Raw genomic sequence first — 26,046 nt, forward strand, 5'->3', positions numbered from 1 at the left:
TCAGTGCGCGCCGGAATAGTCGCTTAGCGACGCGGCAGGAGACAGCGCGAACGACGCGCGCATGTCTCTTGCCTCGTCCACCGGCGTGCGGCCGAAAAACCGTTTGAACTCGCGGGAGAACTGCGACGGGCTTTCGTAGCCGACGCGGGCCGATGCCGAGGCGGCCGTCAGCCCGTCGCGGATCATCATCAGCCGCGCCTGATGCAGGCGTGTCGACTTGATGTATTGAATGGGCGACGTCTGCGTCACGCTACGGAAGTTGGCGTGAAAGGCGGGAATGCTCATGCCCGCTTCCTGCGCCAGGCTGCCCACGTCCAGCGGCTGCGCAAAGTCGACGTGGATCTTGCGCAGCGCCCGCGCCACCCGACCAAAGCGCCCTTGGTGCACCAGCGCCGCCTTCATGGCCTCGCCCTGCGTGCCGCTCAGCACCCGAAATAGAATCTCGCGCCGCAGCGCCGGGCCCAGCACGCGCGCTTCCACGGGCGTACACAGCGCGCGCAACAGACGCAACGTGGCGTCGGCCAGGTCAGCATCCAGCGGCGTGGAAACAATGCCCAGCGGCGCGGCTTGCGAGGGCGGCGTGTCGTCCATCGCCAGAATCAGTTCGGTCAGCTCGGTCAGGTCCAGCCGCAGCGAAACCGCCAGCATCGGCTCGGCTTTGCTGGCTTCGGTTTCAGTTGAAAAAGGCAAGGGTACGGACAGCACCAGATAGTGCTGCGCGTCGTACACATAGACCTCGTCCCCCAGAAAACCCACCTTGCGCCCCTGGCACACGATCACGATGCCGGGCTCGTACAGCACGGGCGTGCGGCCCAGCGGCCGGTTCGACCGCATGAAGCGCACGCCTTCCAGCGCCGACTGCGTATAGCCCTCGTTGGGCGCCAGCCGCTCAAGCAGGCCGGCCATTTTTTGCGAAGCCAGTTTCCGATCGATATCCACGGTGCCGTCCTTTGCCGGGGGTTCACGTGCACGGATTCTACAACCGCACCCACCTCCGTTCACCCTTGTTCGATAGGAATAGGCAATACCGGCATCGTTACAGGTATTCGCCGCCCGCCCCCCAAAACCTAAGATTTCATCAACGCGTTTCGTCGGTTCAACGCCTCTTGTTCACCCCCCTTGTTCACCCCCCGGAGATAAGCCCATGGACTCCCCGCAATCGAAAGTCGTCTTGATCACCGGCGCCAGCAGCGGCATTGGCGAAGCCACCGTGCGCATGCTGGCCGCGCAAGGCCACCGCCTGCTTATCGGCGCACGCCGCACCGACCGCCTGGCCGCGCTGGCCGCCGCGCTGGACGCCAGCGGCAACAACGTCATCTACCAGTCGCTTGATGTGACCTCGGCCGACAGCGTCAACGCCTTCGCCCGCTTCGCCCTGGAGCGCTTCGGCAAGATCGACGTCATCGTCAACAACGCGGGGATCATGCCGCTGTCGCCGCTGCGCGCCGTGAAGGTCGATGAATGGGACCGCATGATCGACGTGAACATCCGCGGCGTGCTTCACGGCATTGCGGCCGTGCTGCCCACGATGGAGGCGCAGGGCTATGGCCAGGTCATCAATATCTCGTCTATCGGCGGGCTGTCGGTGTCGCCCACCGCCGCCGTCTATTGCGCCACGAAGTACGCGGTGCGCGCCATTTCCGACGGGCTGCGACAGGAATCCGACCGCATCCGCGTAACGGTGATCTGCCCCGGCGTGGTCGAGTCCGAACTGGCGAACACCATCACCGACGACACCGCGCGCCAGGCCATGAACGAGTTCCGCCGCATTGCGATGACGCCCGACGCCATCGCCCGCGCCGTGGCCTACGCCATTGCCCAGCCCGCCGATGTGGACGTCAGCGAGATCGTGTTGCGTCCCACCGCCAGCCCCTACTGAATTTCTTTCCAGGAGTGAATCCCATGAATAGCACCACAACGGAATCCAGAACCTTTTCCGGCAAGGTCGCCATCGTGACCGGCGCCGCCAGCGGCATCGGGCTGGCCACCACCGAACTGCTGCACGCGCAAGGCGCCAGCGTCATCGCCGTGGACCGTGGCCACAACGTGCAGGCGCTGGCGCGCCCGGGCATCGTCCCGCTGATGGCGGACGTGGCGCGGGAAGCCAGCGCGTCGCAGGCCGTGGCGGCCGCCGTCGAACACTTCGGCAAGCTGGACATCCTGGTGAACAACGCGGGCATCATCATCAACAAGCCCGTCGTCGACATGAGCCTGGACGACTGGAACGGCATCCAGGCAGTGAACGCCACCGGCGCGTTCCTGTTCTCGCGCGAGGCCTTGCGCGCCATGATGCCGAACGGGTCGGGCGCCATTGTCAACGTGGGGTCCTACGCCTGCTACCAGGCCTTTCCGACCATCGCGGCCTATGCCGCGTCCAAGGGCGCGTTGGCGCAACTGACCCGCGCGATGTCGCTGGAAGCTATCGACCACGGCATCCGCGTCAACGCGGTGGGTTCCGGTGACGCGGTCACCAACATCACCAACCACATCCACAAGGACGGGCCGGCGTTTCTGGCGGAACACGGCAAAAGCGCGCCCATCAAGCGCGCGGCGCATCCCAGTGAAATCGCCGAGGTCATCGCGTTCCTGGCGTCGGACAAGGCCAGCTACATCGTCGGCGCGGTGGTCATGGCGGATGGCGGCATGAGCGTGGCGTTGAGGTAGACAGCCCGCCCAAGCCTGTCTATGCCCCGCCCGAGCCGGCCTGAGGCCGCAGCGCGCGCAACGCCGTCGCCACCTCGTCCAGCACCGGCCCCCACGCGCCCGGGCCGGGCTGACGAAACAGCCGCATCGACGGATACCACGGCGTATCGGCGCGTTCCTGCAACCAGCGCCAGTCCGGCACGTACGGCAGCAGGGTCCACACCGGGCAGTCCAATGCGCCAGCCAGGTGCGCGGGCGACGAGTCCACCGAGACCAGCACATCAAGCAGCGTAATCAGGGCGGCGGTGTCGTCGAAGTCATTGATGTCCTGGCTTGGCGACACCATCGCCATGCCGGTGGGCGGCGTGTCCGCCTGCGCCGCCGCCTCGCCTTTTTGCAGACTGATGAAGCTAACACCCGGTTGCGCCAGCGGCGCCAGATCGGCCAGTGTCAACGAGCGCTGCGCATCGTTCGGATGGCTGGGCCGCCCCGCCCACACCAGCCCGGCCCAGGGCCGTGGCAAGCCCGCCAACCGTGCGCGCCATCGCTCCACACGCAACGGGTCGGCGCGCAGGTACGCCGTGCTGGCCGGCAAGTCCGCCAGACGCAGCCCCAACGCCAGCGGCAGGCTCATCAACTCGCAATGCAGGTCGAACGCGGGCGGTATCGTGCCCGCGCGGATGATCTGGTCGAAGCCGCCACTGCGTTCGGCCAGGTTGTGGCAGGCATCGTTGATTTCCAGAATGATGCGCGCGCCGCTACGCTGACGCGCCCACGCCACCAGTTGCAAGAACTGGAACGTGTCGCCGTAGCCTTGCTCGTCGTGAATCAGCAAGGTCTTGCCCGCAATGGGTTGCCCATCCCAGCGCGGCTTTTGCACATGGCGGCTGCGCATCGCGGTGTGCGGCATGCGATAGCGGAAGCGGTATTCGCGCCAGCCCGCGTCATAGTCGCCGTGCAACAGCAGCAGCTCGGCCAGATCAAAGCGCGCGCCCGCATCCGTGGGCGTGGCGCGCACGATGCTTTCAAGTATCGCGCGGGCTTCGTCGGTGTGGCCCAGCGGCCGAATGGCTTGCGCCAGCTGGCGCAGCAGCATGATGTTGTCCGCATCGTTCGCCAGTGCGTGTCGCAGCAACGATTCGGCCTCGGCGTAGCGGCCCGCAAGCTCGGCTCGCGCCGCTTCAATGCGCGCCAGATGCCGATGCCATTCCGGCGTCAACGGGTCGATCTCGATGGCGCGGCGAATGGCGGCCAGCGCTTCGTCGTGGCGGGCCTGGTCATGCAAGGCCAACGCCAGGTTCCCCAGCGCCTGTGCGTAATCGGGGTCCAGTTCCAGCGCGTGCGCGTAGTGCTTCAGGGCCTGCGCGTTACCGCCCAGACGCTTGCACGTGTTGCCCAGATTGTTATGCGCCTGCGGGCTGTCGGGCATCAACGCGGCTACCCGTTGCAGGCATTCCAGGCTGGCGGCAAGCTGCCCCTGCTCTTGCAAGACTATGCCCAGGTTGTTCCACCCTTCGGCGCCGTGCGGCTCCAGCGCCACCGCGCGCCGCGCCGCGTGTTCGGCTTCGTCCAGCAAGCCTTGCTGGCGGCATATTTCAGCCAGGTTGCTGTGGTAGGCGGCCGGCGCCAGCGGGGACCGGCATGCGGCGCGCAGGTGCTCAACCGCCACGTCCGCCCGCCCATACGCATGCGCGATCAGCCCCAGCAGATGGCGCGCGTCGGGCTGGTCCGGCACCGTGCCCAGTACCCGCAGGCAAAGCTGTTCGGCTTGCATGGCCTGGCCCGCCTGCCAATGCGCATAGGCCTGGCTCAGCGCGGCGGAGACGGTCAGGACGGGGACGTCGGCAGGGGTGTTCTGGTCCACGCGTTCAAGCCCACAGGGACAAGGTTGGGAAAGCAACATTATCTACGCCGACGGCCAAACGTTAAGCGTGAATGTCGTAAAGCGTGCCGCAGCGCCGCGCCGGGCTTGGGTGTACGTGTCACACCGCAGAAATGCGCACAAAAATCCTTTGTTTTCCCCCAATTGGCAGGCTGGAACATCGAGTATTTATTGACCCGAAATTTCCCTACCCATCCCTGATCATTCCAAAAAACCCACGCATGGCCCGGCGCCGTGCGACGGGATTGCGCGCGTGAACGCGGCGGTCGCGCTTGAAGGAATGCACGCCCCAAGAGCCCCGGAGGACCGCATTTTGAATCACATCTACCGATTGGTATGGAACCGCAAATTGCGCGTCTGGCAGGCCGCATCGGAACTGGCCTCGCAATCGCGCGGTGGCAGCTCGTCCGCGACCCGCAGCATCGCGACCAGCGCGCCGCCTTATGCGGCGGCCGCCGCCGTTGCGCTGGCGCTTGGATTGTCCAGCGTCAGCACGGCGGTTCAGGCCGAGTGCATTGAAGACCTCATCATCGTGACTTGCGAAGGCCTGGATCTGTCCAGCGACCCGGGTTATGCAAGCGCCTCGAACGTGCTGCATGTGCGGGTGGAGGAGAACGCCACCGTAGGCGTCGACCCGGCCCTGGGCGGCACGGCGATGCGGCTGAGCGGCGACAAAATCACGGTGAGCAATAAAGGCCGGATCGACGCCAATCTGTTCGGCCCTCCCGTGACGGCATCGTCGGGGCTGGTGATCGGCAACAGCAGCGGCAGGGGCAACGCGATCAGCGTCAGTAACCTGGCGACCGGGATACTGGCCGGCGTGAGCGGCATGGCCGACCCGCTTGTCGCCCTTCCCACCGTGCAGGGCATGGCGCTGGCCGTGCAAAACGGAACCGGCGGGCTCAGCCAACTGAGCAACGCCGGGATGATCCGCAGCGTTCCCATGATCGGCCAAATCGTCAACCCTACCGACTTGCCGGTGATCGCCGCGTATGGCGGCGGCCAGGTCCACTTTGTCAACGACACCACGGGGACGATTACCGGGCGTGTCGGTTTCCAGGCGTCCGGCACGCCGGGGCAAGGCCACCAGTTCGACAACGCGGGAACGATCGTGGGCGGCGTCTCGCTGGGCCAGGGCGGCAACAACACATTTACCGCAGTGACGGGATCGCTAGTGCTACGAGGCGTGGCCAGCGCCACTGCCGACACCACCGTCTCTGACACCCCCGGCCTGAGCTTTGCGCCCTCCGGCAAGATCGACGGCGGCACGGGCGCGGGCGACACGCTGGTGCTGCAAAACGTCTTGCCATCGGCCGGCACCGAGAGCGGCAATGGCGGCGTGGGCACCGCATCCGGCGACACCTACATCAACTTCGACGAGCTGCGCATCAATAGCGGCAGCTGGACATTAAGCGGCGCGTTTCTGCCCAATGGCGGCAACGTGGAACTCAATGGGGGCCTGGCCACCCTTCAAGACGGCGGCGTGTTCGGCTCGGCGTCGATCGTGGCAAATGGCGGCGCACTGGCCGTGGGCACCGCCAACCAGACGATGAGCAACAACGTCGAGCTTGGCAATGCCGGGCTGCGCATCACGGCGGGCCAAGCCCTGACGCTGGCGGGCGACGTCTCGGGCGCGGGCGCGCTGAACGTCCAGGGCACCAGCTCCATCACGCTTGGCGGCACCAGCACCTACACCGGCGGCACCGCCATCGGCGCATCCGCCAGCCTGCAAGGCGACACGCGCAACCTGCAAGGCAATATCGCCAACGATGGCGCGCTGACGTTCCAGCAAGCCACCGCCGGCACCTATTCCGGTGTGTTGTCCGGCGCGGGCACATTGACCAAGGCTGGCGCGGGCACGCTGACGCTGACCGGCGCAAACACCTATACCGGCGCCACCACCGTTGCCGCCGGCACCTTGGCGGTGGGCGCGGGCGGCACCCTGGGCAGCAGCGCCATCACCCTGGCCTCCGGAACCACGCTGGACCTGAGCAACGGCGGCAATCAGACGTTGACCACGCTTGCGGGCTCCGGCGCATTCGTGCAGTTGGGATCGGCAACGCTGACGCTGGGCAGCCCCAACGACGCCGACTTTGGCGGCGTGATCTCCGGCGCGGGCGCGCTGGTCAAAGCGGGTTCGGGCAGGCAGACCCTTAGCGGCGCCAGCGCCTTTACCGGCGGCCTGACCGTCAACGGCGGCACGCTGACCTTGGGACCCGCGGGCAGCCTGCTTCCGGACTCCGCCGTCACGGTCAACACCGGCGCAACGCTGGATCTGACATCGGCCGCAAGCCAGCAACTGGCCTCGCTGAACGGCAACGGCGGCAACGTGCTGCTGGGTGTGAGCGCGATGGTGAACTCGGGTTCCTACGCGGGCTCGATCCAGGGCGCCGGCGGGCTCGTCAAGGACGGGCCGGCAAGTCTCAACCTGAATGGCGTCAACACCTACACCGGCGACACGCTGGTCAACGGTGGCACGCTGATGGTCGGCTCCAGCGCGGCCAACAGCAGCGCCGCCGTCACCAGCAACATCACCGTGGGCAACACCGCTACGCTGGGCGGATTCGGTCAGGTCACCGGCAACGTAACGGTGGAATCCGGCGGCCGCCTGGCTCCGGGCGCGCTTGCCGGCGTGTTCACCGTCAACGGCAACCTGTCGATGGCGCAGGGATCTCAGGCGCAATTCAGCCTGGGTGCGCCGGGCGTCAGCCATAGCGTCAGCGTCAACGGCGACCTGCAATTGAACGGCGCGCAGTTGACCGTGCTGGATGCCGGCGGATTAGGCTTGGGCTTGTACCACTTGTTCGACTACACCGGCACATTGACCTTGAGTCATGGCGGCCTGGTCACTTCCACTGGCATGACGCTGCAAGCCCTTTCCGGTGCCAAGCAGATCAACCTGATCAACGCCACCGGCCTGTCGCTGAACCTCTGGAACGCCAACGGCTTGGCCAGCCCCACCCAGATGGGCGGCGGGTCGGGCGTCTGGTCGACCACCAGCGCCGTCTGGACGGACGCCACGGGCAGCCTGACCGCCGCGCGCTATCCGGCCGACGCCTTCGCCATCTTTGGCGGGGCTGCCGGCACGGTGACCGTCGATGACACCGGCGGCGCCATCACCGCCCAAGGCATTCAGTTCGCCAGCGACGGCTATCGGCTGACCGGTTCGTCGTTGGCGGTGACCGGCTCCACGCCCAGCGCGCCGGGCGAGATACGCGTGGGTAATGGCAGCCCGGCGTCGGCGGCGTGGACGGCCACCATCGACAACACCTTGACGGGCGTGGGCATCAACAAGACGGGCTTGGGCACCCTGGTGCTGAACGGCACCAACACCTACACGCAACGCACGCAATTGACGGCCGGCACGCTGGAGGTTTCCACCGATGCCAACCTGGGCGCGCCCGGGGCCGGCCTGGACTTCCAGGGCGGCACGCTGCGCGTGACCGGCACCGCTTTTCAGAACACCGCGCGCAACATCACGCTGGGCACGGCGGGCGGCGGCTTCGATATCGCCGACGCGGGCAACACGTTCGTCCTGAGCCAGGCATTGACCGGCAACGGCAGCCTGGCCAAGCTGGGCGCGGGCACGCTGGTGCTGGGCGGCAGCAATACCTATGTCGGCGGCACCTCGGTGCAAGCGGGCACCTTGCAGGTGGGCGACGGCGCGGTAGCGGGCAGCATCGCCGGCAACGTCGCGGTGGCAAGCGGCGCAACGCTTATGTTCAAGCGCAGCGACCGCGTGGCCTTCAATGGCGACATCACCGGCGCGGGCCAGTTACGCCAAAGCGGCACGGGCACGCTGGTGCTGACCGGCCAACACTCGCTGGCAGGCGGCGCCTACATTGACGCCGGCACGCTGCAAGTGGGCGACGGCGGCACCACCGGCTGGGTCACCGGCAACATCGCCAACCAGGGCAGCCTGGTGTTCAACCGATCGGACGACACGGTCTACAGCGGCACGCTGTCCGGTGCGGGCGAGACCCGCAAACTGGGCGCGGGCACGCTGGCCATGGCGGGCGACAGCAGTGCCTACACCGGCGCCCTGCAACTGTCTGCCGGCGCCTTGCAGGTGGACGGCAAGCTAGGTGGCCGCGTGCAGGCCTTGGCGGGCACCACGCTGTCGGGCACCGGCACCTTGAACAACGTCACGATCGGATCGGGCGCCACGCTGTCGCCCGGCAACGCGGCCACCCCGCTGGGCAGCATGAACGTCGCGGGCGACCTTACCTTCAAGCCGGGCGCGACCTACCGCGTGGCGACGGCCGCCAACGGCCAGAGCAGCAGCGTGCGTGTCGCGGGCACGGCCACGTTGAACGGCTCAGTCGTGCAAGTGGGTGAAAACGGCAACTACGCGCCCTCCACCACCTACACCATTCTTGCCGCCAACAATGGTGTGCAGGGGCGCTTTGACACCGTCTCCAGCAACCTGGCCTTTCTGACGCCGTCCTTGTCCTACGACGCGAATCGCGTGGACCTGGTGGTGAAGCTGAAGGAAGTGCCGTCCGAAGGCGGGGGTGGCGACAACGGCAATGGCAATGGCAATGGCGGGGGTGGCGACAACGGCAGCGGCGGGGGCACGCGCCCCATCGAATTCGCCGATGCCGCCGTCACCGGCAATCAGCGTGGCGTGGCGCGTGCGTTGCAAAGCCTGCCGGCCAACAGCGCGCTGTATCAGCACATTCTCAACCTGCCCAACGGCGCGCCGCCCGCGGCGTTCAACGCGCTGTCCGGCGAAGCGCATGCCAGCACGGTGTCGGTGCTGCAAAACGTGACGGGCGCGTTCACGCAGATGCCGATGGCGCGGCTGCACGCCAACCTCAATGCCGGGCAGATTCCCGGCGCGCCCACTGCCCAGTTGGGCCTGGGCGACGCCGCCTCGCTGCCGCAGTCCGCCGCGCAACCGCTGTGGGCGCAGGTGTTCGGCAAATGGACCACGCTGGACGGTGACGGCAATGCGGCCAAGACCACGCAATCCGATGCCGGCGTGACCATCGGCGGGGACGCGGCGGTAGGCGGCGGTTGGCGCCTGGGCGGCGCGGTCGGCTACGCGAACAGCGACAGCCGCACCCGCGACCGTGCGTCCAGTGCTGACACCGACAGCTACAGCATCGCCGTCTATGGCGGCAAGGCGTTCGAGGCCGGGGCCGGCAAGATCAATCTGAGTCTGGGCGCCGCCTATACCTGGCACGAGGTGGACACGCGCCGCAGCACCGCCGCCGCCGGGCTGAACCAGACGCTAAAGGCCAACTACGGCGCCAGCACCGGCCAGGTCTTCACGGAACTGGGCTACGCCGTGCCCGTGCACGACCGTCTGACGCTGGAGCCTTTCGTGGCCGCCAACTACAGCGACCTGCACACGCGCGGCTTTTCGGAATCGGGCGGGGACGCGGCGCTGCGCGGCCAGAGCAGCCGCAACGACGTCACCACCACCACCGTCGGGCTGCACGCGTTGACGACGTTCGATAGCGCGGGCGCACGCGGCTACGCGCGGGGCACGCTGGGCTGGCGCCATGCGTTCGGCGACTTGAACCCGGCCAGCGTGCTGGCGTTTGCCCAAGGCGGCGACACGTTCACGGCGACCGGCGCGCCCGTGGCCCGCGACGCGGCCGTGGTGGAAGTGGGCGTGGGAATCGACGTCAGCAAGCGCACCACGGTGGGCGTCAGCTACGGCGGTCAATTCGGGGACGGCAACCGGCAGAACACCGGCACGCTGGATGTGCGCTACCGGTTTTAAAGAACGACCGGCGTTACGCGAAGTACGCGGCCGATCCGTGCGAGGCGCCGGCCGTGTTTTGGCGCAGCGGGGCGCCAAGGTCGTCCGCGTCGCTGCGCAGACGCGCCGGGCGCGCGGGCGCGGCGGCTACCGTGGGCGCCGCCGGCGCGGGCGCCAGGCGGCGTACGGCTGCCAGCACCTCGGTCGGCTCGGCCGGCTTGCGCAGGTAGACGGCATAGCCTTCGCAGGCCTGGTCTACCTCGTATTCCGGCCGGCCGCTCAACACGACCACGGGGGTGTCGCACAGGTAGGCGTTTTCGCGCATGGCGGTTAGCAGCGCGCCGCCGTGCATGCCGGGCATGGAAAAGTCGGTGATGACCACGTCGGGACGCACGGCCAGCATCTGTTGCAGCGCCGTCAGTCCGTCGGTGTGGCCCGTTACGTCGTAGCCTTCGTCGCCAAGGAATTCGCTCAACAGCTCGATCAGCGTCGGCTGATCATCGACAACAAGAATCTTCGTCATGGTGTTCAATGCCGCCTGGCGCGGCGTTCGTATGTTTGGCCGCCCAGGCTGGTTCGCCGGCGCCCATTGTTGGGGCGGCATGGCGATAAGGGGCGGGAAATGTGCCTCGCGTCGTTTCTCGACTTTCGGCGCTTTCAAGCGTACGCAAAAGAGGATGGCGGGCTGTATAAGGCGGAATCCTAGGGCATGCCGCTCGTTCATGTATGAAGGAATTGTATCGGGACGAAACGACGCTCGGTCGGCACGCCGGCCGCGCGGCTTTTCCCAAACGCGGCGTAAGCCCGGCGCGCGCCCTTGGTAGCATTCCACCCTTGGCCGGCGCCTTGCACGCACGCGCGGGTTCTTCAGGATGCTTATATGGTTGGTGCCCAGGTTCGAATCACCCTGTCGTTGATTGCCCCTACCCTGGTGGTGGTTTTCGCCATTACATTTGTTGGCATTTGGTGCGCCTTCCGGCATCGCACCTATCTTCTGTATCTGGCGGCCGGCTGCGGGCTGTTCGCCGCCGGCGCAATGTCGCAGATCCTGTACCTGCCGCGCGACTCGGGCGCCAACGCGCTGGTGTCCGGCATGCTCTACATCACCGCCGTGTGCGCGGCCACGCAGGGCATCCTGAACCGCGTCGGCCGGGGGCTGCCCTGGCGTGCGTACCTGGCCTTTTGCGCCGCCATCCTGACGGCGCTCTGGTACTTCTTTTATATCGACCGCAACCTGCTGGTGCGCGTCTATGTCCTGAACATCGGCATCGGCGCCCTGCTGACCGTGGCCGCATTGCGCATGCGCCGCGCGTCCGCCGGACGCCGCATCGACACCGCCTTGTTCGTGGTGCTGCTGGCGTTCGGCCTGCATTTTTTTCCGCGCACGTTGCTCAGCATCGGCACGCACGCGCCCAACGGCCCGCTGGCGTTTGCGGATTCCCCGTTCTGGCAGTGGTTGCAGTTGTCGCTGGCCGTCTTCAGCGTAGGGCTGGCAATTACGCTATTGCTGGCGGTGGCCGCCGACACCATCGACGAAGTGCGGCATGAAGGCGAGAAAGACTGGCTGACGGGTTTGCTCAACCGCCGAGGCTTTGAAACCCGCATGCGTCCCTTCGAACAGGGCCGCCACGAACCGGCCGCATTGGTGGTTGGCGATGTCGATCACTTCAAGCGCATCAACGACCAATACGGCCACAGCGGCGGGGACGCGGTGTTGAAAGACGTGGCGCGGGCGCTGACGTTGTCCGTGCGCAAGCGCGACCTGCTGGGGCGCATCGGCGGCGAAGAGTTCGCCATTTATTTGCCGGCCACCGACTTCCAGGAAGCGGTGCGTTGCGCGGAGCGGCTGCGGGCCTTTGTCGCGGACACCGTACGCGCGCCGGACGGGGCATCGCCTGTGACGATGAGCCTGGGCGTGGCGGCAGCGACCGCGGCCGACAACTGGCAATCGCTATTCCAGCGCGCGGACGAAAAGCTGTATGCCGCCAAAAGAGCAGGCCGCAACCAGGTCGCCGCTTGACGGTACGGCTTGGTTCGGACGCGTGCCTTTACGCACGCTTTTATGTCGTCGCCCGGGCGCCGCGCCGCCGCTTTGGGCACGCTACTTGCTGACAGCCGCGCGCGTCATTGCCACCGCACAAGGAACCGCCATGCCCCGCCTACGTCCCGGCGCTGAAATTCAAAAAATGCTGAACGGCGATCTCTACGATCCCACGGACCCCGACATCCAGGCCGAGCAGGCCGCCACCAAAGCCTGGATGGCGGCTTACAACGCCGCCCTGGCCGCGCCCGCCGCCCAGCGCCACGCGCTACTGTGCGAACGCTTTGGCACCGTAGGACGCGGCGCGGTGGTACGGCCGCCGTTTCATTGCGACTACGGATGCAACATCCACCTGGGCGCCAACGTCTTCATGAATTTCAACTGCGTCATCCTGGATGTGGCCGAGGTCCACATCGGTGATGGCACGCAGATCGGCCCCGCCGTACAGATCATGACGGCGGACCACCCGCGCGAGGCGGACGCGCGCGCGGCCGGCCTGGAATTCGGGCGGCCCATCCGCATCGGCGGCAATGTGTGGATCGGCGCCGGCGCTATCCTGCTGCCCGGCATCACGGTGGGCGACAACGCGATCATCGGCGCGGGCAGCGTCGTCACGCGTGACGTGCCCGCGTCGGCCACGGTGGCGGGCAACCCGGCGCGGCCCATCGGCCGTTAAGCCTGCCCGATTGATGTTGCGACGCGGCCCATCGGCCGTTAAGCCTGCCCGATTGATGTTGCGACGCGGCCCATCGGCCGTTAAGCCTGCCCGCTTAGTCCTGCGGCGCGTCGCGGAACGATCGCTGGTGCGCCGGCCCGCCCGCCGCGCTCAGGTTGTAGGCGGTATTGACCAGCCCGATATGGGAAAACCCCTGCGGGAAATTGCCGACCAGCCGCTTGCGCGCGACGTCGTATTCCTCGGCCAGCAAGCCCAGGTCATTGCGCAACGACAGCAGGTGATCGAACAAACGATGCGCATCATCCAGCCGGCCCTGCATGATGTAGGCGTCGGCCAGCCAGAAACTGCATGCCAGAAACGCGCCTTCATCGCCCGGCAGGCCGTCGTCGCTATGCTCGGTGGAATATCGCAGTACCAAGCCGCCGCGCAGCAGTTCCTGCTCGATGGCCTGCACGGTGCCGGTCACTCGCGGATCGTCCGGCGGCAGGAAACCCACCTGCGGAATCAGCAGCAGGCTCGCATCCAGCGCCGTGCCGCCGTAGTACTGCACAAACGTATTGCGCTGGGCGTCGTAGCCGTTCGTGCAGATGTCTTCGCGGATCTCGGCCGCCAGCGCGCGCCACCGATCCACCGGCCCTTCCAGCCCGAAGCGTTCGCACGACTTCAACGTGCGGTCCAGCGCCACCCAGCACATCAGCCGCGAATGCGTGAACGCGCGCGGCGGCCCGCGCATTTCCCAGATGCCGTGATCGGGCTCGCGCCACAATTGCTCCAGCGGTTTGAGCAGCACCTTTTGCATGCGCCATGCTTCGGCCAGCGGCGCCAGTTCCGCCACCCGCGCGGCGTGCAGCGTTTCAATCAGTTCGCCATAAACGTCCAGCTGCATCTGCCCCGCCGCCGCATTGCCCAGCCGCACCGGCGCGCTGTTCTCGTAGCCCGGCAACCACGGAATATCGTGTTCGGGCAACCAGCGTTCGCCCGCAATGCCATACATGATCTGCAACTGGTTCGGATGCCCGGCCGCCGCGCGCAACAGCCATTGCCGCCATGCCTCGGCCTCTTCGCGATACCCGGCATTGAGCAGCGCATACAACGTCAGCGCGGAATCGCGCAGCCAGCAATGGCGATAGTCCCAATTACGGGTACCGCCCAGTTGCTCGGGCAGCGACGTGGTGGGCGCGGCCACAATGCCGCCCGTGGGTTGGAACGTCAGCAGCTTCAGCGTGATCAGCGATCTGACCACCGCATCGCGCCGCCGCCCCGGCCCGTTTTCCCAGTGGCAGCGCTTGGCCCACTCCTGCCACCAGGCAATCGTGCGGTCCATGCTTTCCATGCGGTCGGGCACAAAATGCGGCGTCTTGTGCGAGCGGTGGTACGACAGGGTGAACGGCACCGTCTCGCCCTGGCGCACCCGGAATTCGGCCACGCTTTTCATGTCGCGCCCTTGCAGCGGCACAGCCGTGTGCAGCTCGACGGCATCCGGCCCCGCGATGGCGCTAAGACCGTAATCGCGCCGCCGCACCCACGGCACCGCCTGCCCGTAGTTAAAGCGCAGCGTCAGCTCCATGTGCATGTCCACCTGCCCGGACTCGCACTGGACAATGCGCACCACGTCCACCCGCTCTTCCTCGTCGCTAAGCGGCATGAAGTCGTACACGCGCACCACCCCGTCCGGGGTTTCGTGACGCGTTTCCAGTACGGCGGTGTCGGGCAGATAGCGGCGCGTGCTGGTGTGGCCCGTGCCCTCTGGCGCCAGCAACCAGCGCCCGTGGCTGTCGTCCCCCAGCAAGGCGGCAAAGCAGGCCGGGGAATCGAAGTGCGGCAAACATAACCAGTCGATGGAGCCGTCGCGCGCCACCAGCGCGGCCGACAGCATATTGCCGATCAGGCCATAGTCCTCGATGCGTTTGGACATGGCCTAGCCCGCCCCGCGAAAGCCGGGGTATAGCGTCATGCCACCATCGACGAACAAGGTCGAACCGGTGACGTAATCGGAGTCGTCGCTGGCCAGCCACGCCACGGCGCGCGCCACGTCCTCGGGTTCGCCGATGCGCCCATACGGAATCAGCTTCAGCAACGATTCCAGGGCTTGCGGCGTGTTCCACGCGGGCGCGTTGATGGGGGTGCGGATGGCGCCCGGCGCCACGGAATTGACGCGTATCTTCATCGGCGCCAACTCTTGCGCCAGCGACTGCATCAGCAACGACACGCCGCCCTTGGACGCCGCGTAGTTCGCCTGAAAGGCCCAGGGAATCACTTCGTGCACCGAACTGATGAAGACGATTTTCCCTGCGGCCTCATCCGGCGCCGGAGCAGGCTGGCGGCTCAGGAACGCGCGCGCCGCCGCGCGGGCGCACAGGAACTGGCCGGTCAGGTTGGTGTCGATCACCTTCTGCCACTGCGCCAGCGTCATGTCCTGGATGGCGGCCGGCTGCTCGATGCCGGCGTTGTTGACCAGGATGTCGACCCGCTGAAAATGTTCGGCCGCGACGCTGAACAAGTGCTCGACATCGTCTTCGCGGCTGATGTCGGCTGCCGCCGCCACCGCCAGGCCGCCCGCGTCGACGATCTGGTGCACGACATCCAGGCCGCGCCGCTCGGAGTCTTCGTTGGGCCGATGGTTGACCACCACCCGCGCCCCCGCCGCCGCCAGTTCCAGCGCAATACCGCGCCCGATCCCTGAATTGGCGCCGGTGACAATTGCCACGCGCCCGGACAGATCTACCGCATGCCGCATGCTGCTCTCCTTGAGGCGGGCAGGTTCAGGCCGATGCCGGATGAACCCGCTTGCGCCGCTGTCGATAGCCAGACGCCAGCTTAGTCCCGGAGCGGCGTGCGCATCAACCGCCCCGAATAACCGCCGCCCGATAGCCGTCCGTCACGTGGCGTCGCGCGCCACGAACTCGCGCAGCCATTGACGGATGATTGTCGTGTGCCGCGCCTCGGCCGCTTCGGCTTCGCGCGATTGGGCCGCCAGGTCGTCGTGGCCCTGCCGCTCGGCCAGCTCTGTCAGCAGTTCCCATGAGGCGTGGTCCGTCAGTTCAGCGGTCAGCAACGCTTCCAGGCCCTGCGAAATGCTGGTGCGCGGGTCGGTCAACACCTGCACCAGGCCCAGCGAGGCCATCGCGCTCGCATCGGCGCCGGGCGTTTGCGCGGTGGGGTCCGCGCCCAATTTTTCGATGATGTCGACCAGCATGTGAAAGTGCGCCTCTTCCTCGTCACGAATCTTGATCAGGTCGGTGCGCAGGCCCGTGTTCCGGTCATCGCGGTCGGCCTCGACCTTGACCAGCATGGCTTCGTACAGACGCACGCCCGACCGCTCGTACGCCGCGCGCTGCCCCAGCTTGTCGATCAGCACCTCCGGATTGCGGCCGGTCAGCTTGCCGGCAACCGTGGTCAGCACGCCCTTGCCCGTGGCGGGCACCGGCACCGACCCCAACTGCCCGGCCGACACGATGGCCGCGGTGCGCTGCGCGACGGCCGCCTGCATGCCGCCGGGCGAGGGCCCCTGATCGAGCGCGAACTTCACTTGCATCGGCCCCTGCACGGGCGCCATCTGCATGCCGGTGCGATTCATCCCGGTCTTGGTGGCTTTGTCCATGGTTGGCTCCTTATTGCCGCGGGCGTTCGGCACGCTGGTTCAGTTCGGTGCCCGGCGTCCACACGTAGCCGGCGGACACCATGCTGCTGGGCGACCCCGACGCATTCAGGATGCCGCGCGCCTGGATCGACGCCTGGCTTTCCTGGTCGCCCGGCACGTAGGCCGTGCCCTTGGCGCGCAAGCCGGTTTCCTTGGCCAGCACGGCGCGCACAAAGTCGCGCTGCGGCGCAAACTTCAACGGCGACGGAATCACCGATCCCAGCACCTCTTCCGGATCGCGCCGCTCGATGTCCTTGAACAGGTTTTTCACCATCGAAAGATGGCCCAGTTCGTAGTCCAGGAAGCGTTCCCAGATCGCCTTGATCCTGGGATTCGTTTCCTGCTCCACACAGCTGTAATAGGTGAAGACTTCCGTGGCTTCGTGGATGAGTAATTTTTCCAACAACGATTCATCCGGGTCCTGCAACGACCCATACTGCGTCACGTGCTGCTCTTCCACTGACGCGATCTCGGCGTACAGCTGGCGCGCCAGCGGGTCGGCAAACAAGGGTCCGATGTTCATGTAGTAGTCGTGCGTCTGGTATTCCGCCGCCGTGATCAACGTGGCGTGCATCTTGGTCAACAGCGCCGCCTGCTGGCGCTGATACGAATGCCTGACGTCGTCCTCGGGCGCGCGATGCTCGTCGATGGTGGGCCGGCCCGGCACGATATCGGTATAGCCCTGAAGAATGTTGTTGGCGTCCTTGCCTTCCAGCCGGTCCAGCATTGCGCTGTAGCGGTACAGGTGGTCAAAGTCTTCCAGCAGGCCGTAGCGATAGCTTTGCGCCTGATACGGGTCCGGCTCGGCTTGCGCCACCGCCGCCGTCACTTCAATGGCCACCTGCTCGTACGCGATGGTGGTCTCAAGCGGCGAATGGTCGGCCGACAGCAGCCAGTTGATCATCGTGGCCTGATGCTGCTCAACCCGCCGCAACTGCGCCAACGGCACGCGCAGCGGCTCGTTGAAGCGGCTGGCAATATGCTTGAGCCGCAACGCATCCAGCTCCAGCCCGTTCAGCAAGATGATCCGCACGCGCGTGAACGCATCATCGTCCAACTTGCTGATCGGCTTGCCGGCCATTTCCGCCCAGGTAAATCGCTGCTTTTCCAGCGGCACCCCGGCGTTGTCCCATAAGTTGTTGATCATGCCCATATCGGCCTCCACGAAAACCACAAGGGGCAGCAAACTGCGTGCCCGCACGGCAAGTTTTTTAAGGCTGCGGCGCGGTCGGCGGGAACGGTGATTGCTGTAGGTGCAGCCCCAGGCAACGCTCCGCCTGACACCTTTTTCGGAGAACGACATGGAAACGACCTCCCGGCCATCCAACGACCACTTAAACGACTGGCTGCGCGACGCGCACGCGATGGAAGAACAGGCAGAGACCATGCTGTCCAGCATGCTGTCGCGCATCAAGAACTACCCGGAACTGAGCCAGCGCATTTCGCAGCACATCGAAGAAACTCGCGGCCAGCAGGCCGTGGTCAAGCGCTGCCTGGAACGGCGTGGACAGGACAACTCCACGATGAAAGACATGGCCGCCAAGGCGATGGCAACGTTTCAGGGTTTCTCGGGCGCGCTGGCCTCGGATGAAATCGTCAAGGGTTCGATGTTCAGCTTCGCCTTCGAGAATCTGGAAATCGCCGCCTACAAGAACATCATCGAAGCCGCGCGTTACGTGGGCGACACGGAAACCGCCGTCGAATGCGAACGCATCTTGCAGGAAGAGATCGCGATGGCGCAGTGGCTGGAAAAAAATACCGGCGCGGTGGTGCGGCATTTCCTGATGCTGGCCGACGAACCCGACGCCACGGCCAAGCGCTAGCGCCGGACCGCCACGGACATGGACGCCCGCTCTGCCCCGCGTATGACGCGTATAACGCGTATGTCGATGTTCAGGCGCTGCATGTGGACGTTCCTGGCGGTGGCGGGTATTGCCGCCTTCTACCAGGGCTGGTTGCTGTTGCATGCGCGCCATCCGCTGGTGGGCGACGCCCTGCTGGGCGGCCTGGCCGCCGCCGCCGCCACCGCGCTGGGCACCTTGCCCATCTTGTTCTGCAAGACGCTTTCCGAGCGGACGCAAGACACCATGCTGGGCTTTGGCGCCGGCATCATGCTGGCCGCCAGCGCCTTTTCGCTGGTGCTGCCCGCGCTGGGCGCGGCGGCTGACCTGGGCCTGGGGCGCTGGGCCGCCGGCCTGACGGTGGGCGCCGCCATTTTGCTGGGCGCGGGCGCGCTGATGCTGGCGGACCAGCGCATCCCGCACGAACATTTCATCAAAGGCAAGGAAGGCAAGGACGCGCGCGCCATGCGCCGCGCCTGGCTGTTCGCCTTCGCCATCACTTTGCACAACCTGCCCGAAGGGCTGGCGATTGGCGTGGGCTATGCAGGCAACGACGCCATGCGCGCCAGCGCCCTGGCGCTTGGCATCGCCATCCAGGACGTGCCCGAAGGCCTGGTCATCGCCATCGCGCTGCGGGCGGCGGGTTATTCGCGCGCGTTCTCGGCGGCGCTGGGCGCGGCATCCGGCCTGGTCGAACCGGTGGGCGCCGTGCTGGGCGCTGCGCTGGTCGGCGGATCAGCGCAGCTGCTGCCCTGGGGCCTGGGCTTCGCGGCAGGCGCGATGCTGTTCGTCATCAGCCACGAGATCATTCCGGAATCCCACCGCAAGGGCCACGAAGCCTGGGCCACGGGCGGGCTGATGCTGGGCTTTGTGCTGATGACGTTGCTGGATACGGCGCTGGGCTAGTGCCACGGCACGTTGCCGGCGCATCGACGTGACCGCCGGACCGATCACTCCGGCATCCGCGGATAGGCATCGAAGGTGTCTTTCACCAATTCGCGCAGCCACACAATTGCCGGGTCCTGGTGAAAGCGCGGGTGCCAATGCTGGCGCAATGCGAAAGACGGCAACGGCATCGGCGGCTCCAATACCCTGACGGACCCATAGCCGGCAAACACATTGCCCAGTTCCTGCGGCACGGTCGCGATCAGATCGGGATGCTGGTCGATCAGCAACGGCACCACGACAAAGTGCGGGGTCGACAAAAAGATGTGCCGGGTGATGCCTTGCTCTTCAATGGCGCTGTCATAAGCTTCGGACGATCGCCCTGCCAGCGTCACGACGATTTGTGGCATGCGTTGAAACTGCTCCAACGTCATGACATCGCCCACCTCGGTGTTCTTGACGCTGACCAACGTCACGAACCGATGCATGAACAGCTGCTGCTGAAACAGGCCAGACGGCGCGGCGCGCAGCGAGCCCAGCACCAGGTCCACTTCGCCCGAAGCAAGCAAGGGTTCTATCTGCGCGACCGGCACCTGTCGCGAGCGCAGCGTGCAGTGCGGCGCCAGCTTTCGCAGCCGCTTGATCAGCGGCGGCAGGAACACCAATTCGCCCATGTCCGTCATGCATAGCGTGAACGCACGCCGCGCCACGGCAGGGTCGAACTGTGCTTGCGACAACACCTGCGAGCGAATGGTGGCCATCAGGTCCAGCATCGTGGGCGCCAGGCTCTCGGCCTTGGGCGTGGGCAGCATCCCCTGCCCTGTCTTGACGAATAGGGGGTCGTCAAAGAAGGCGCGCAGCCGATTCACCGCGTGACTCATTGCGCTTTGCGATAACCCCAGTTGCTCGGCTGCGCGTGTCACGCTGCGCTCGCGTAGCAGGCCGTCGAATACCGCCAGCAGATTCAGATCCAGCTTTTCGTTATGCATGACGTGCATTCTCACTATTCGAGCAATGACATTGACGCATATTCCGCGCCTGCCTATCTTGATGTCAAGCGCCGCGCAGATCGGCGTTCCACACCGAGGAGACAAATCTTGATAACCCGCTTACGCCTCACAACCGGGGCGCTGCTTTCTTGCGCCTTGCTTTCCAGTGGCCCTGCCCTGGCCGACATCAACGTCGGGGTAGTGCTGTCGCTGACCGGCCCCGCCGCATCGCTGGGTGGCCCCGCCAAAAACGCGGTTGACCTGTTGCCCCGCGATCTGGATGGCGAACCCATCCGCTACATCGTCCTGGACGATGCATCCGACACCACACAGGCCGCGCGTGCGTTCCGCCGACTGGTCGACGAGCACAAGGTGGACGTCATTCTGGGCACGTCCGTTACGCCATCGACACTGGCGCTTGTGCCCATCGCGCAGGAAAAAGAAGTGCCGTTGCTGAGCCTGGCGGCCAGCGTGAAGATCGTGGAGCCCATGGACGCGCAGCGGCGCTGGGTGTTCAAAGTGATCCAGAATGAAAACCTGATGGTCGCCGCCACCCTTGCCCACATGAAGGCCAATGGCTTGAAGACGCTGGGCTACATCGGCTTTGCCGACGCCTATGGCGACAGTTGGCTGGCCGAGGCCCGCAAGCAGGCGGCACCGGCCGGCATCGAGGTGGTCGCCAGCGAACGCTATGTAAAAACCGACACCAGTGTCACCGCGCAGACCTTGAAATTGATGGGCGCGCGACCTGACGCGGTGCTGGTGGCGGCATCCGGCACGCCCGGTGCGTTGCCGCAAAAGTCCCTGCGCGAACGCGGCTACCCAGGCGCCATCTACCAAACCTACGGCATTGCCAACCGCGAATTCCTGCGCATCGCGGGCAAGGAGGCTGAAGGCGCCTTGTTCGCCGTCGGCCCGGTAGTGGTGGCAAGCCAGCTGGACCCGGCCAACCCGATACGAGCGGTTGCCATGGATCTGACCCAACGCTATGAAACCGCTTATGGCAAGGATTCCATGTCGGTTTTCGCGGCCAATGCGTGGGACGCCGGCCTGGTGTTGCAACCCGCTTTAAAGGCCGCGCTGCGCAGCGCCAAACCTGGCACGGCTCAGTTCCGCATGGCGCTGCGCGACGCGTTGGAAAGCACGCGGGACGTGGTCACTTCGCAAGGCATAGCCACCATGTCGCCGAGCGATCACGTGGGTTACGACGCACGCGCCGCCGTCATGGTGCAGATCAAGAACGGCGCATGGCGCTACGTGCAATAGGAGATTGCGATGTTCGTGAAAAATACCTGGTATGTGGCGGCGTGGGACAAGGAAGTCACGGCGGACGGCCTGTTCTCGCGCACGTTGATCGGCGTGCCCGTGTTGATGTATCGCGACAGCACCGGCACGTTGGTGGCGCTGGAAGACCGCTGCTGCCACCGCGGCGCGCCGCTATCCATGGGGCGGCGCGAGGGAGACTGCGTGCGCTGCATGTATCACGGGTTGAAGTTCGACGCCTCGGGCGCCTGTGTCGAAGCCCCGGCCCAAGCGCGCATACCGCCACAAGCCCGCGTCAATACCTTTCCCGTCGTCGAGCGCAACCGATGGATATGGATCTGGATGGGCGACCCCGAGCGCGCGGACGCTACGCTTATTCCCGACACCCAATGGCTGGATCACCCCGACTGGCGCAGCCTGGACGGCTACATCCACTACGACGTCAACTATCTGCTGATCGCCGATAACTTGCTGGACTTTTCGCATCTGCCCTTCGTGCATCCGACCACGTTGGGCGGCGGTGAAGACTACGCAGCGGTAGCGCCCAAGGTGGAACGCCTGCCGGACGGGGTGCGCATTACACGTTGGACGATGAACACCGAAGCGCCCGCGTTTGCGGCCAAGGTCAAGAACTGGCCCGGCCGGGTCGACCGGTGGAACATCTATAACTTCACCGTTCCCGGCATCCTCGTCATGGACTCGGGCATGGCGCCCACCGGAACGGGTGCACAGGAAGGCCGGCGGGTAGACGCCGCCGAGTTTCGCGGGTGCCAGGCGCTGACCCCGGAAACGGCAACGTCCACGCACTATTTCTTCGCGCATCCGCATAACTTCGCCATCGACCGCCCGGAGGTCACGGCGTCCATCCACCAAAGCGTGGTCACCGCCTTTGACGAAGACCGCGAGATCATCACCGCGCAGCAGCGCTCATTGTCCCTGGCGCCGGACTTCAAGATGGTGCCGTTGGCCATTGACGCGGCGCTGTCGCAATTTCGCTGGGTGGTATCGCGGCGGGTGCAGGAAGAGCAACAGCTTGCCCCCACCGTGATTCCGATCGCGACCGCGCCGGAGGCCGCTTGACATGCAGCCGCTGATTGTCTGCCGCATCACGCCCGAAGCGCAGGGCGTTGTCAGCCTGTTGCTGCGCGATAAAGACGGCGCCAATCTGCCCGCCTACGAGCCCGGCGCCCATATCGACGTGGATCTGGGCAACGGGATGACGCGTCAATATTCCCTGTGCGGCGATCCGGCGCAATGCGACGAGTACCGCCTGGGGGTCGGGCTGGCCGTTGACTCCCGGGGCGGATCGCGCCGCATCCATGACACGCTACGCGAGGGCGACACCTTGCACGTGGGTGCGCCGCGCCAACTATTCGGTCTACATGCGCAGGCGACGTCGCACGTGTTTATCGCCGGCGGGATCGGCATCACCCCTTTCCTTGGCATGATCCTTGCCTGCGAGCGGCGCAAAGAGCCCTGGACCTTGCTTTACTGCGCCCGCGGCCGGGCGCACGCCGCCTTCTTGCACGAGCTGGCCGAATACGGCGACCGGGTCACCCTGCACATAGACGACGAACGGGCCGCGCGCTGCGATGCGCCCTCCTATGTTGAAAAAGTGGCCCGGCCCGGGTCCCATGTGTATTGCTGTGGGCCATCCTCTTTGATGGATGCCGTGGGCCAGGCCTGCGTGCAGTTGGGAATTGCCCCGTCGAATTTCCACACCGAGCGATTCTCGGCATCGCCCACGCCCACGCCCGAGCCTGGCCCAGCGCAACCCGGCGCCGATGCCTTCACCGTGGTGCTGGCCAAATCCGGTGGCCGCTATGTGGTTCCCGCCGGCAAGTCACTGCTGGAAGTGCTGGAAGAAGCAGGCATCGCGTGGCCAAGCTCGTGCCGCGAAGGGCTGTGCGGCAGTTGCGAAGCCCCGGTGCTGTCCGGGGCTATCGATCATCGCGATTACGTCCTAAGCGATGCGCAACGCGCCGAGCATCGCTGCATGATGGTCTGTGTGTCGCGGGCGGCCGGCACGGTCGAACTGGATATCTGACGGCGGCATCGACACAACCGAACCGTCGCAGGCCGCCCCGGCCGTGCCGCTTGCCCATGCCATAACGCTTATGGCGGCCTCAGCTTTATTCATTGGGCGCTAATGCCGTCCCTGCCCATAATCGTCGACAAGTTCCATGGCGTTGCCTGCCTGGGTCCTGTTCGACGATGCACGGGCCGGCTTGGCGTGGGCAACGCATCAATCTTCTGCACAAGGACCCGCAGCATGCCCAAACTGACCAAGGCTGTCTGGCAATACCGGCTGGACAAGATGACCGCGATGATGGACGACCTGGCGGTTGACGCCATCGTTTTCACGTCGGCGGATTTTTTTCAGTTCGCCACCAACTTCCATACCGACGTCCTGCCCTGGGAACGCCCGATCTTTGCCGTGGTGCCGCGCAACGGCACACCGTTTTTGGTGATGAACGAGTTGTCCACGCATCACATGCGCTTTTCGCAGGACCAGGGCAAGGTCTGGATCACCGATATCACTTACTACGCCGAGCATCCGCGCGTGACCAACCGGCTGGCGCTCATCACGCAATTGCCCGAGGTGCTGGCGGCGCGTCTGAAATCGGCCGGCCTGGCGCGTTCACGCATCGCCGTTGAGGGCGGCAGCCCGGTACTGGCGGCGGTCGGCCGGTTGCTGCCCGAGCTGGTGCTGCGCCCCGCCACGCCCGAATGCCGGTCGCTGCGCTGGCAAAAGCACGAAGAAGAACTGGCCGTCATGGCGGCGGCGGCGTCCATCTCGGATTGGATTCAGGACCGTTACCGCGAGAACATTCGCCCGGGCCGTCTGGTTCAAGAACTGGACTTCGCCATGGCGTCGCTGTTCGTGCAGGAAGCGGCCGAACGCTTTCCCGGCGAGCAATTCGAGGTGATTCGCTGCTGGACGTTGAGCGGTCCGGCGTCCGCGTCCCCGCATGGTGACGGCGCGTCCTGCGGCGCGCGTATCAAGGAAGGCGACGTGCTGGTCAACATCGTCATCCCGCGTCTGAATGGCTTGACCATCGAAAACGAACGCACCTGGTTCTGCGGCACACCCTCTGCCGAACAGACCCGGCTGTGGTCGGCGGCCAAGGCGGCCAACGAGGCAGCCATCGACGCCGCGCGCACCGGCAACCCGGTCTGCATGATCGACGCGGCCGCGCAAGCCGAAATCGAAAAAGCCGGCTACGCCGACTTCATCCGCCATCGCACGGGGCATGCGGTGGGCATCATCCATCATGAATATCCCGAAGACATGGCGTTCTGCCAGCGCCCGCTGCTGGACAACGAGGTGTACTCGGCCGAACCCGGCATCTACGCCTATGGCATCGGCGGCTTCCGGCTGGATGACACGGTGGTCGTGGGCGACACCCCGCGCGTCTTGACGCGTACGCCCAAGACGCTGGAGTACGCCACCGTCAAGTAGCGCTTGCGCCGCCATTCCCCGTTTCAACCAGACTGCCGGCTTCTTCGCGCAAGGTATCGCGCAAGGCCGGCAGCACGATGCTGGGGGAATCCGCTGCCCACAACATGCCGATGGGGCCGAACTCCAATCGCGACGGCACGCGGATGATGCGGATCAGGTTCAGCTGTTCGTACATGTGCGCCACGGAACTTGCCAGGGTAGCGATGTAGTCGCGCCCTTGCAGCATGGACAGCAGCGCCACCAGCGAACTGGTCTCGACGGCCGGCCTGGGCGGCGGCATGCCCGCGTCCGCCACCGCCTGATCCAGCCGCATCCGTGACAAGGTGCCGGGTGGCGGCAAGACCCACGGGTACGCGCCGGTATCTTCCCACCGCGGCGCGTCCAGTTCCGCCAGCGGATGGCCGCGTCGTGCCACCACGCTGAAGGTGTCCGTCATCAGCCATTCCGTGCACAGGCCCGAACGGCTGGCGCGCACGTCCAACGGCCCGATGATCAAGTCGATTTCGCGGCGTTCAACCCGTTCCATCAAGGGTTCCAGCAGGCCTTCCACCAATTCGATCTGCACCTTGGGAGACCGCTGGTGCAGCGCCGCGATGGCGCGCGGCAGGAGCACGGGCGCGGCGGACAGGATCGTGCCGATATGCAGATGCCCCGCCACGCCGCCTTTCACGGCCTCGATCTCTTCGCCCGTGCGCGCGGTATCGCCCAGCACGCGGCACGCATAGCGCCATAGCGCGCGCCCTGCTTCGGTCAATTCCAGCTTGCGGCCCCGCAAGAAGAGGGCCGTGCCGACCAGGTCTTCCATATCGCTGAGCCAATGCGACAACGCAGGCTGGGTCATGTGCATGGCTTTGGCGGCGGCGGTGACGCTGCCCGCGCTTTCCAATGCCGCCAGCACCTGTAGGTGTCGAAGCTTCAGGCGGCGAGTCCAGGCAAGGTCGGTCGAGGCGGTTTCCATGCGGAAATGGTAATGGATATCTCAGCTTTATTCATTAGCTTGGTATGGCCTT

At 65.9% G+C, this 26,046-nt stretch carries 20 protein-coding genes; 11 read left to right on the forward strand and 9 right to left on the reverse strand.

The features are described 5' to 3' along the window. Positions 1 to 906, reverse strand: coding sequence for an AraC family transcriptional regulator (locus tag KYT87_RS24140; RefSeq protein ID WP_219992767.1), 906 nt, complete (start codon positions 904 to 906; stop codon positions 1 to 3). Between the two features lie 238 nt (positions 907 to 1,144). Between KYT87_RS24140 and KYT87_RS24145 the strand changes: the two genes are divergently transcribed. Next, positions 1,145 to 1,879, forward strand: a complete 735-nt coding sequence (locus KYT87_RS24145; protein ID WP_219991027.1) for an SDR family oxidoreductase — start codon at positions 1,145 to 1,147, stop codon at positions 1,877 to 1,879. A 23-nt stretch (positions 1,880 to 1,902) separates the two neighbouring features. Next, the gene (locus KYT87_RS24150) at positions 1,903 to 2,664 is read left to right on the forward strand and encodes an SDR family NAD(P)-dependent oxidoreductase (RefSeq protein WP_219991028.1); all 762 of its coding nucleotides are present in this window, start codon (positions 1,903 to 1,905) and stop codon (positions 2,662 to 2,664) included. A gap of 19 nt (positions 2,665 to 2,683) precedes the next feature. Here KYT87_RS24150 and KYT87_RS24155 read toward each other — a convergent pair whose 3' ends face one another. Then, complete coding sequence (locus tag KYT87_RS24155) at positions 2,684 to 4,507, reverse strand: tetratricopeptide repeat protein (protein ID WP_255593489.1); 1,824 nt, start codon at positions 4,505 to 4,507, stop codon at positions 2,684 to 2,686. A gap of 331 nt (positions 4,508 to 4,838) precedes the next feature. On the opposite strand from KYT87_RS24155, the gene KYT87_RS24160 reads away from it, so the two are divergent. Further along, positions 4,839 to 10,259 (forward strand): autotransporter domain-containing protein, encoded by a 5,421-nt coding sequence (locus tag KYT87_RS24160; protein WP_219991030.1) that lies wholly within the window; start codon positions 4,839 to 4,841, stop codon positions 10,257 to 10,259. 13 nt (positions 10,260 to 10,272) lie between these two features. On the opposite strand, the gene KYT87_RS24165 is transcribed toward KYT87_RS24160, so the two are convergent. Further along, entirely contained in the window at positions 10,273 to 10,761 is a 489-nt protein-coding gene (locus tag KYT87_RS24165; RefSeq protein WP_104142168.1) for a PleD family two-component system response regulator, read from the reverse strand. Positions 10,762 to 11,118: 357 nt separating this feature from the next. Here KYT87_RS24165 and KYT87_RS24170 point away from each other — a divergent pair, with 357 nt between their 5' ends. Both KYT87_RS24170 and KYT87_RS24175 read left to right on the forward strand, forming a co-directional pair. Beyond that, the gene (locus tag KYT87_RS24170) at positions 11,119 to 12,258 is read left to right on the forward strand and encodes a diguanylate cyclase (protein WP_219991031.1); all 1,140 of its coding nucleotides are present in this window, start codon (positions 11,119 to 11,121) and stop codon (positions 12,256 to 12,258) included. Between the two features lie 130 nt (positions 12,259 to 12,388). Continuing rightward, a complete protein-coding gene (locus KYT87_RS24175; protein WP_120156863.1) occupies positions 12,389 to 12,955 on the forward strand; it encodes a sugar O-acetyltransferase in 567 nt (188 codons plus the stop codon). 94 nt (positions 12,956 to 13,049) lie between these two features. Here KYT87_RS24175 and KYT87_RS24180 read toward each other — a convergent pair whose 3' ends face one another. From KYT87_RS24180 to KYT87_RS24195, 4 genes are all read right to left on the reverse strand, one after another. Continuing rightward, positions 13,050 to 14,870: a glycoside hydrolase family 15 protein gene (locus KYT87_RS24180; protein WP_219991032.1), complete on the reverse strand. Its 1,821-nt coding sequence runs from the start codon at positions 14,868 to 14,870 to the stop codon at positions 13,050 to 13,052. 3 nt (positions 14,871 to 14,873) lie between these two features. Beyond that, entirely contained in the window at positions 14,874 to 15,692 is an 819-nt protein-coding gene (locus tag KYT87_RS24185) for a glucose 1-dehydrogenase (RefSeq protein ID WP_104142162.1), read from the reverse strand. Between the two features lie 141 nt (positions 15,693 to 15,833). Next, entirely contained in the window at positions 15,834 to 16,556 is a 723-nt protein-coding gene (locus KYT87_RS24190) for a ferritin-like domain-containing protein (protein ID WP_219991033.1), read from the reverse strand. Between the two features lie 10 nt (positions 16,557 to 16,566). After that, a complete protein-coding gene (locus KYT87_RS24195; protein WP_219991034.1) occupies positions 16,567 to 17,742 on the reverse strand; it encodes a hypothetical protein in 1,176 nt (391 codons plus the stop codon). A 154-nt stretch (positions 17,743 to 17,896) separates the two neighbouring features. Here KYT87_RS24195 and KYT87_RS24200 point away from each other — a divergent pair, with 154 nt between their 5' ends. Beyond that, positions 17,897 to 18,418: a ferritin-like domain-containing protein gene (locus tag KYT87_RS24200; RefSeq protein ID WP_219991035.1), complete on the forward strand. Its 522-nt coding sequence runs from the start codon at positions 17,897 to 17,899 to the stop codon at positions 18,416 to 18,418. Positions 18,419 to 18,499: 81 nt separating this feature from the next. After that, a complete protein-coding gene (locus KYT87_RS24205; protein WP_255593491.1) occupies positions 18,500 to 19,342 on the forward strand; it encodes a ZIP family metal transporter in 843 nt (280 codons plus the stop codon). Positions 19,343 to 19,386: 44 nt separating this feature from the next. Here KYT87_RS24205 and KYT87_RS24210 read toward each other — a convergent pair whose 3' ends face one another. Next, positions 19,387 to 20,310, reverse strand: a complete 924-nt coding sequence (locus KYT87_RS24210) for a LysR family transcriptional regulator (protein WP_120156869.1) — start codon at positions 20,308 to 20,310, stop codon at positions 19,387 to 19,389. 108 nt (positions 20,311 to 20,418) lie between these two features. On the opposite strand from KYT87_RS24210, the gene KYT87_RS24215 reads away from it, so the two are divergent. From KYT87_RS24215 to KYT87_RS24230, 4 genes are all read left to right on the forward strand, one after another. Then, complete coding sequence (locus KYT87_RS24215; protein WP_255593492.1) at positions 20,419 to 21,576, forward strand: ABC transporter substrate-binding protein; 1,158 nt, start codon at positions 20,419 to 20,421, stop codon at positions 21,574 to 21,576. Between the two features lie 9 nt (positions 21,577 to 21,585). After that, complete coding sequence (locus KYT87_RS24220) at positions 21,586 to 22,653, forward strand: aromatic ring-hydroxylating dioxygenase subunit alpha (protein WP_219991038.1); 1,068 nt, start codon at positions 21,586 to 21,588, stop codon at positions 22,651 to 22,653. A 1-nt stretch (position 22,654) separates the two neighbouring features. Beyond that, positions 22,655 to 23,620, forward strand: a complete 966-nt coding sequence (locus KYT87_RS24225; RefSeq protein ID WP_219991039.1) for a PDR/VanB family oxidoreductase — start codon at positions 22,655 to 22,657, stop codon at positions 23,618 to 23,620. Between the two features lie 225 nt (positions 23,621 to 23,845). Further along, the gene (locus tag KYT87_RS24230; protein ID WP_219991040.1) at positions 23,846 to 25,036 is read left to right on the forward strand and encodes a Xaa-Pro peptidase family protein; all 1,191 of its coding nucleotides are present in this window, start codon (positions 23,846 to 23,848) and stop codon (positions 25,034 to 25,036) included. Here the strand turns inward: KYT87_RS24230 and KYT87_RS24235 are convergent. Then, positions 25,029 to 25,994 (reverse strand): LysR substrate-binding domain-containing protein, encoded by a 966-nt coding sequence (locus KYT87_RS24235; protein WP_046807539.1) that lies wholly within the window; start codon positions 25,992 to 25,994, stop codon positions 25,029 to 25,031. The two genes, KYT87_RS24230 and KYT87_RS24235, sit on opposite strands and share 8 nt — an antisense overlap. Positions 25,995 to 26,046: the final 52 nt, after the last annotated feature.

It is taken from the genome of Achromobacter sp. ES-001 (assembly GCF_019448355.1).
GTDB classification, from domain to species: Bacteria; Pseudomonadota; Gammaproteobacteria; order Burkholderiales; family Burkholderiaceae_B; genus Achromobacter; species Achromobacter spanius_B.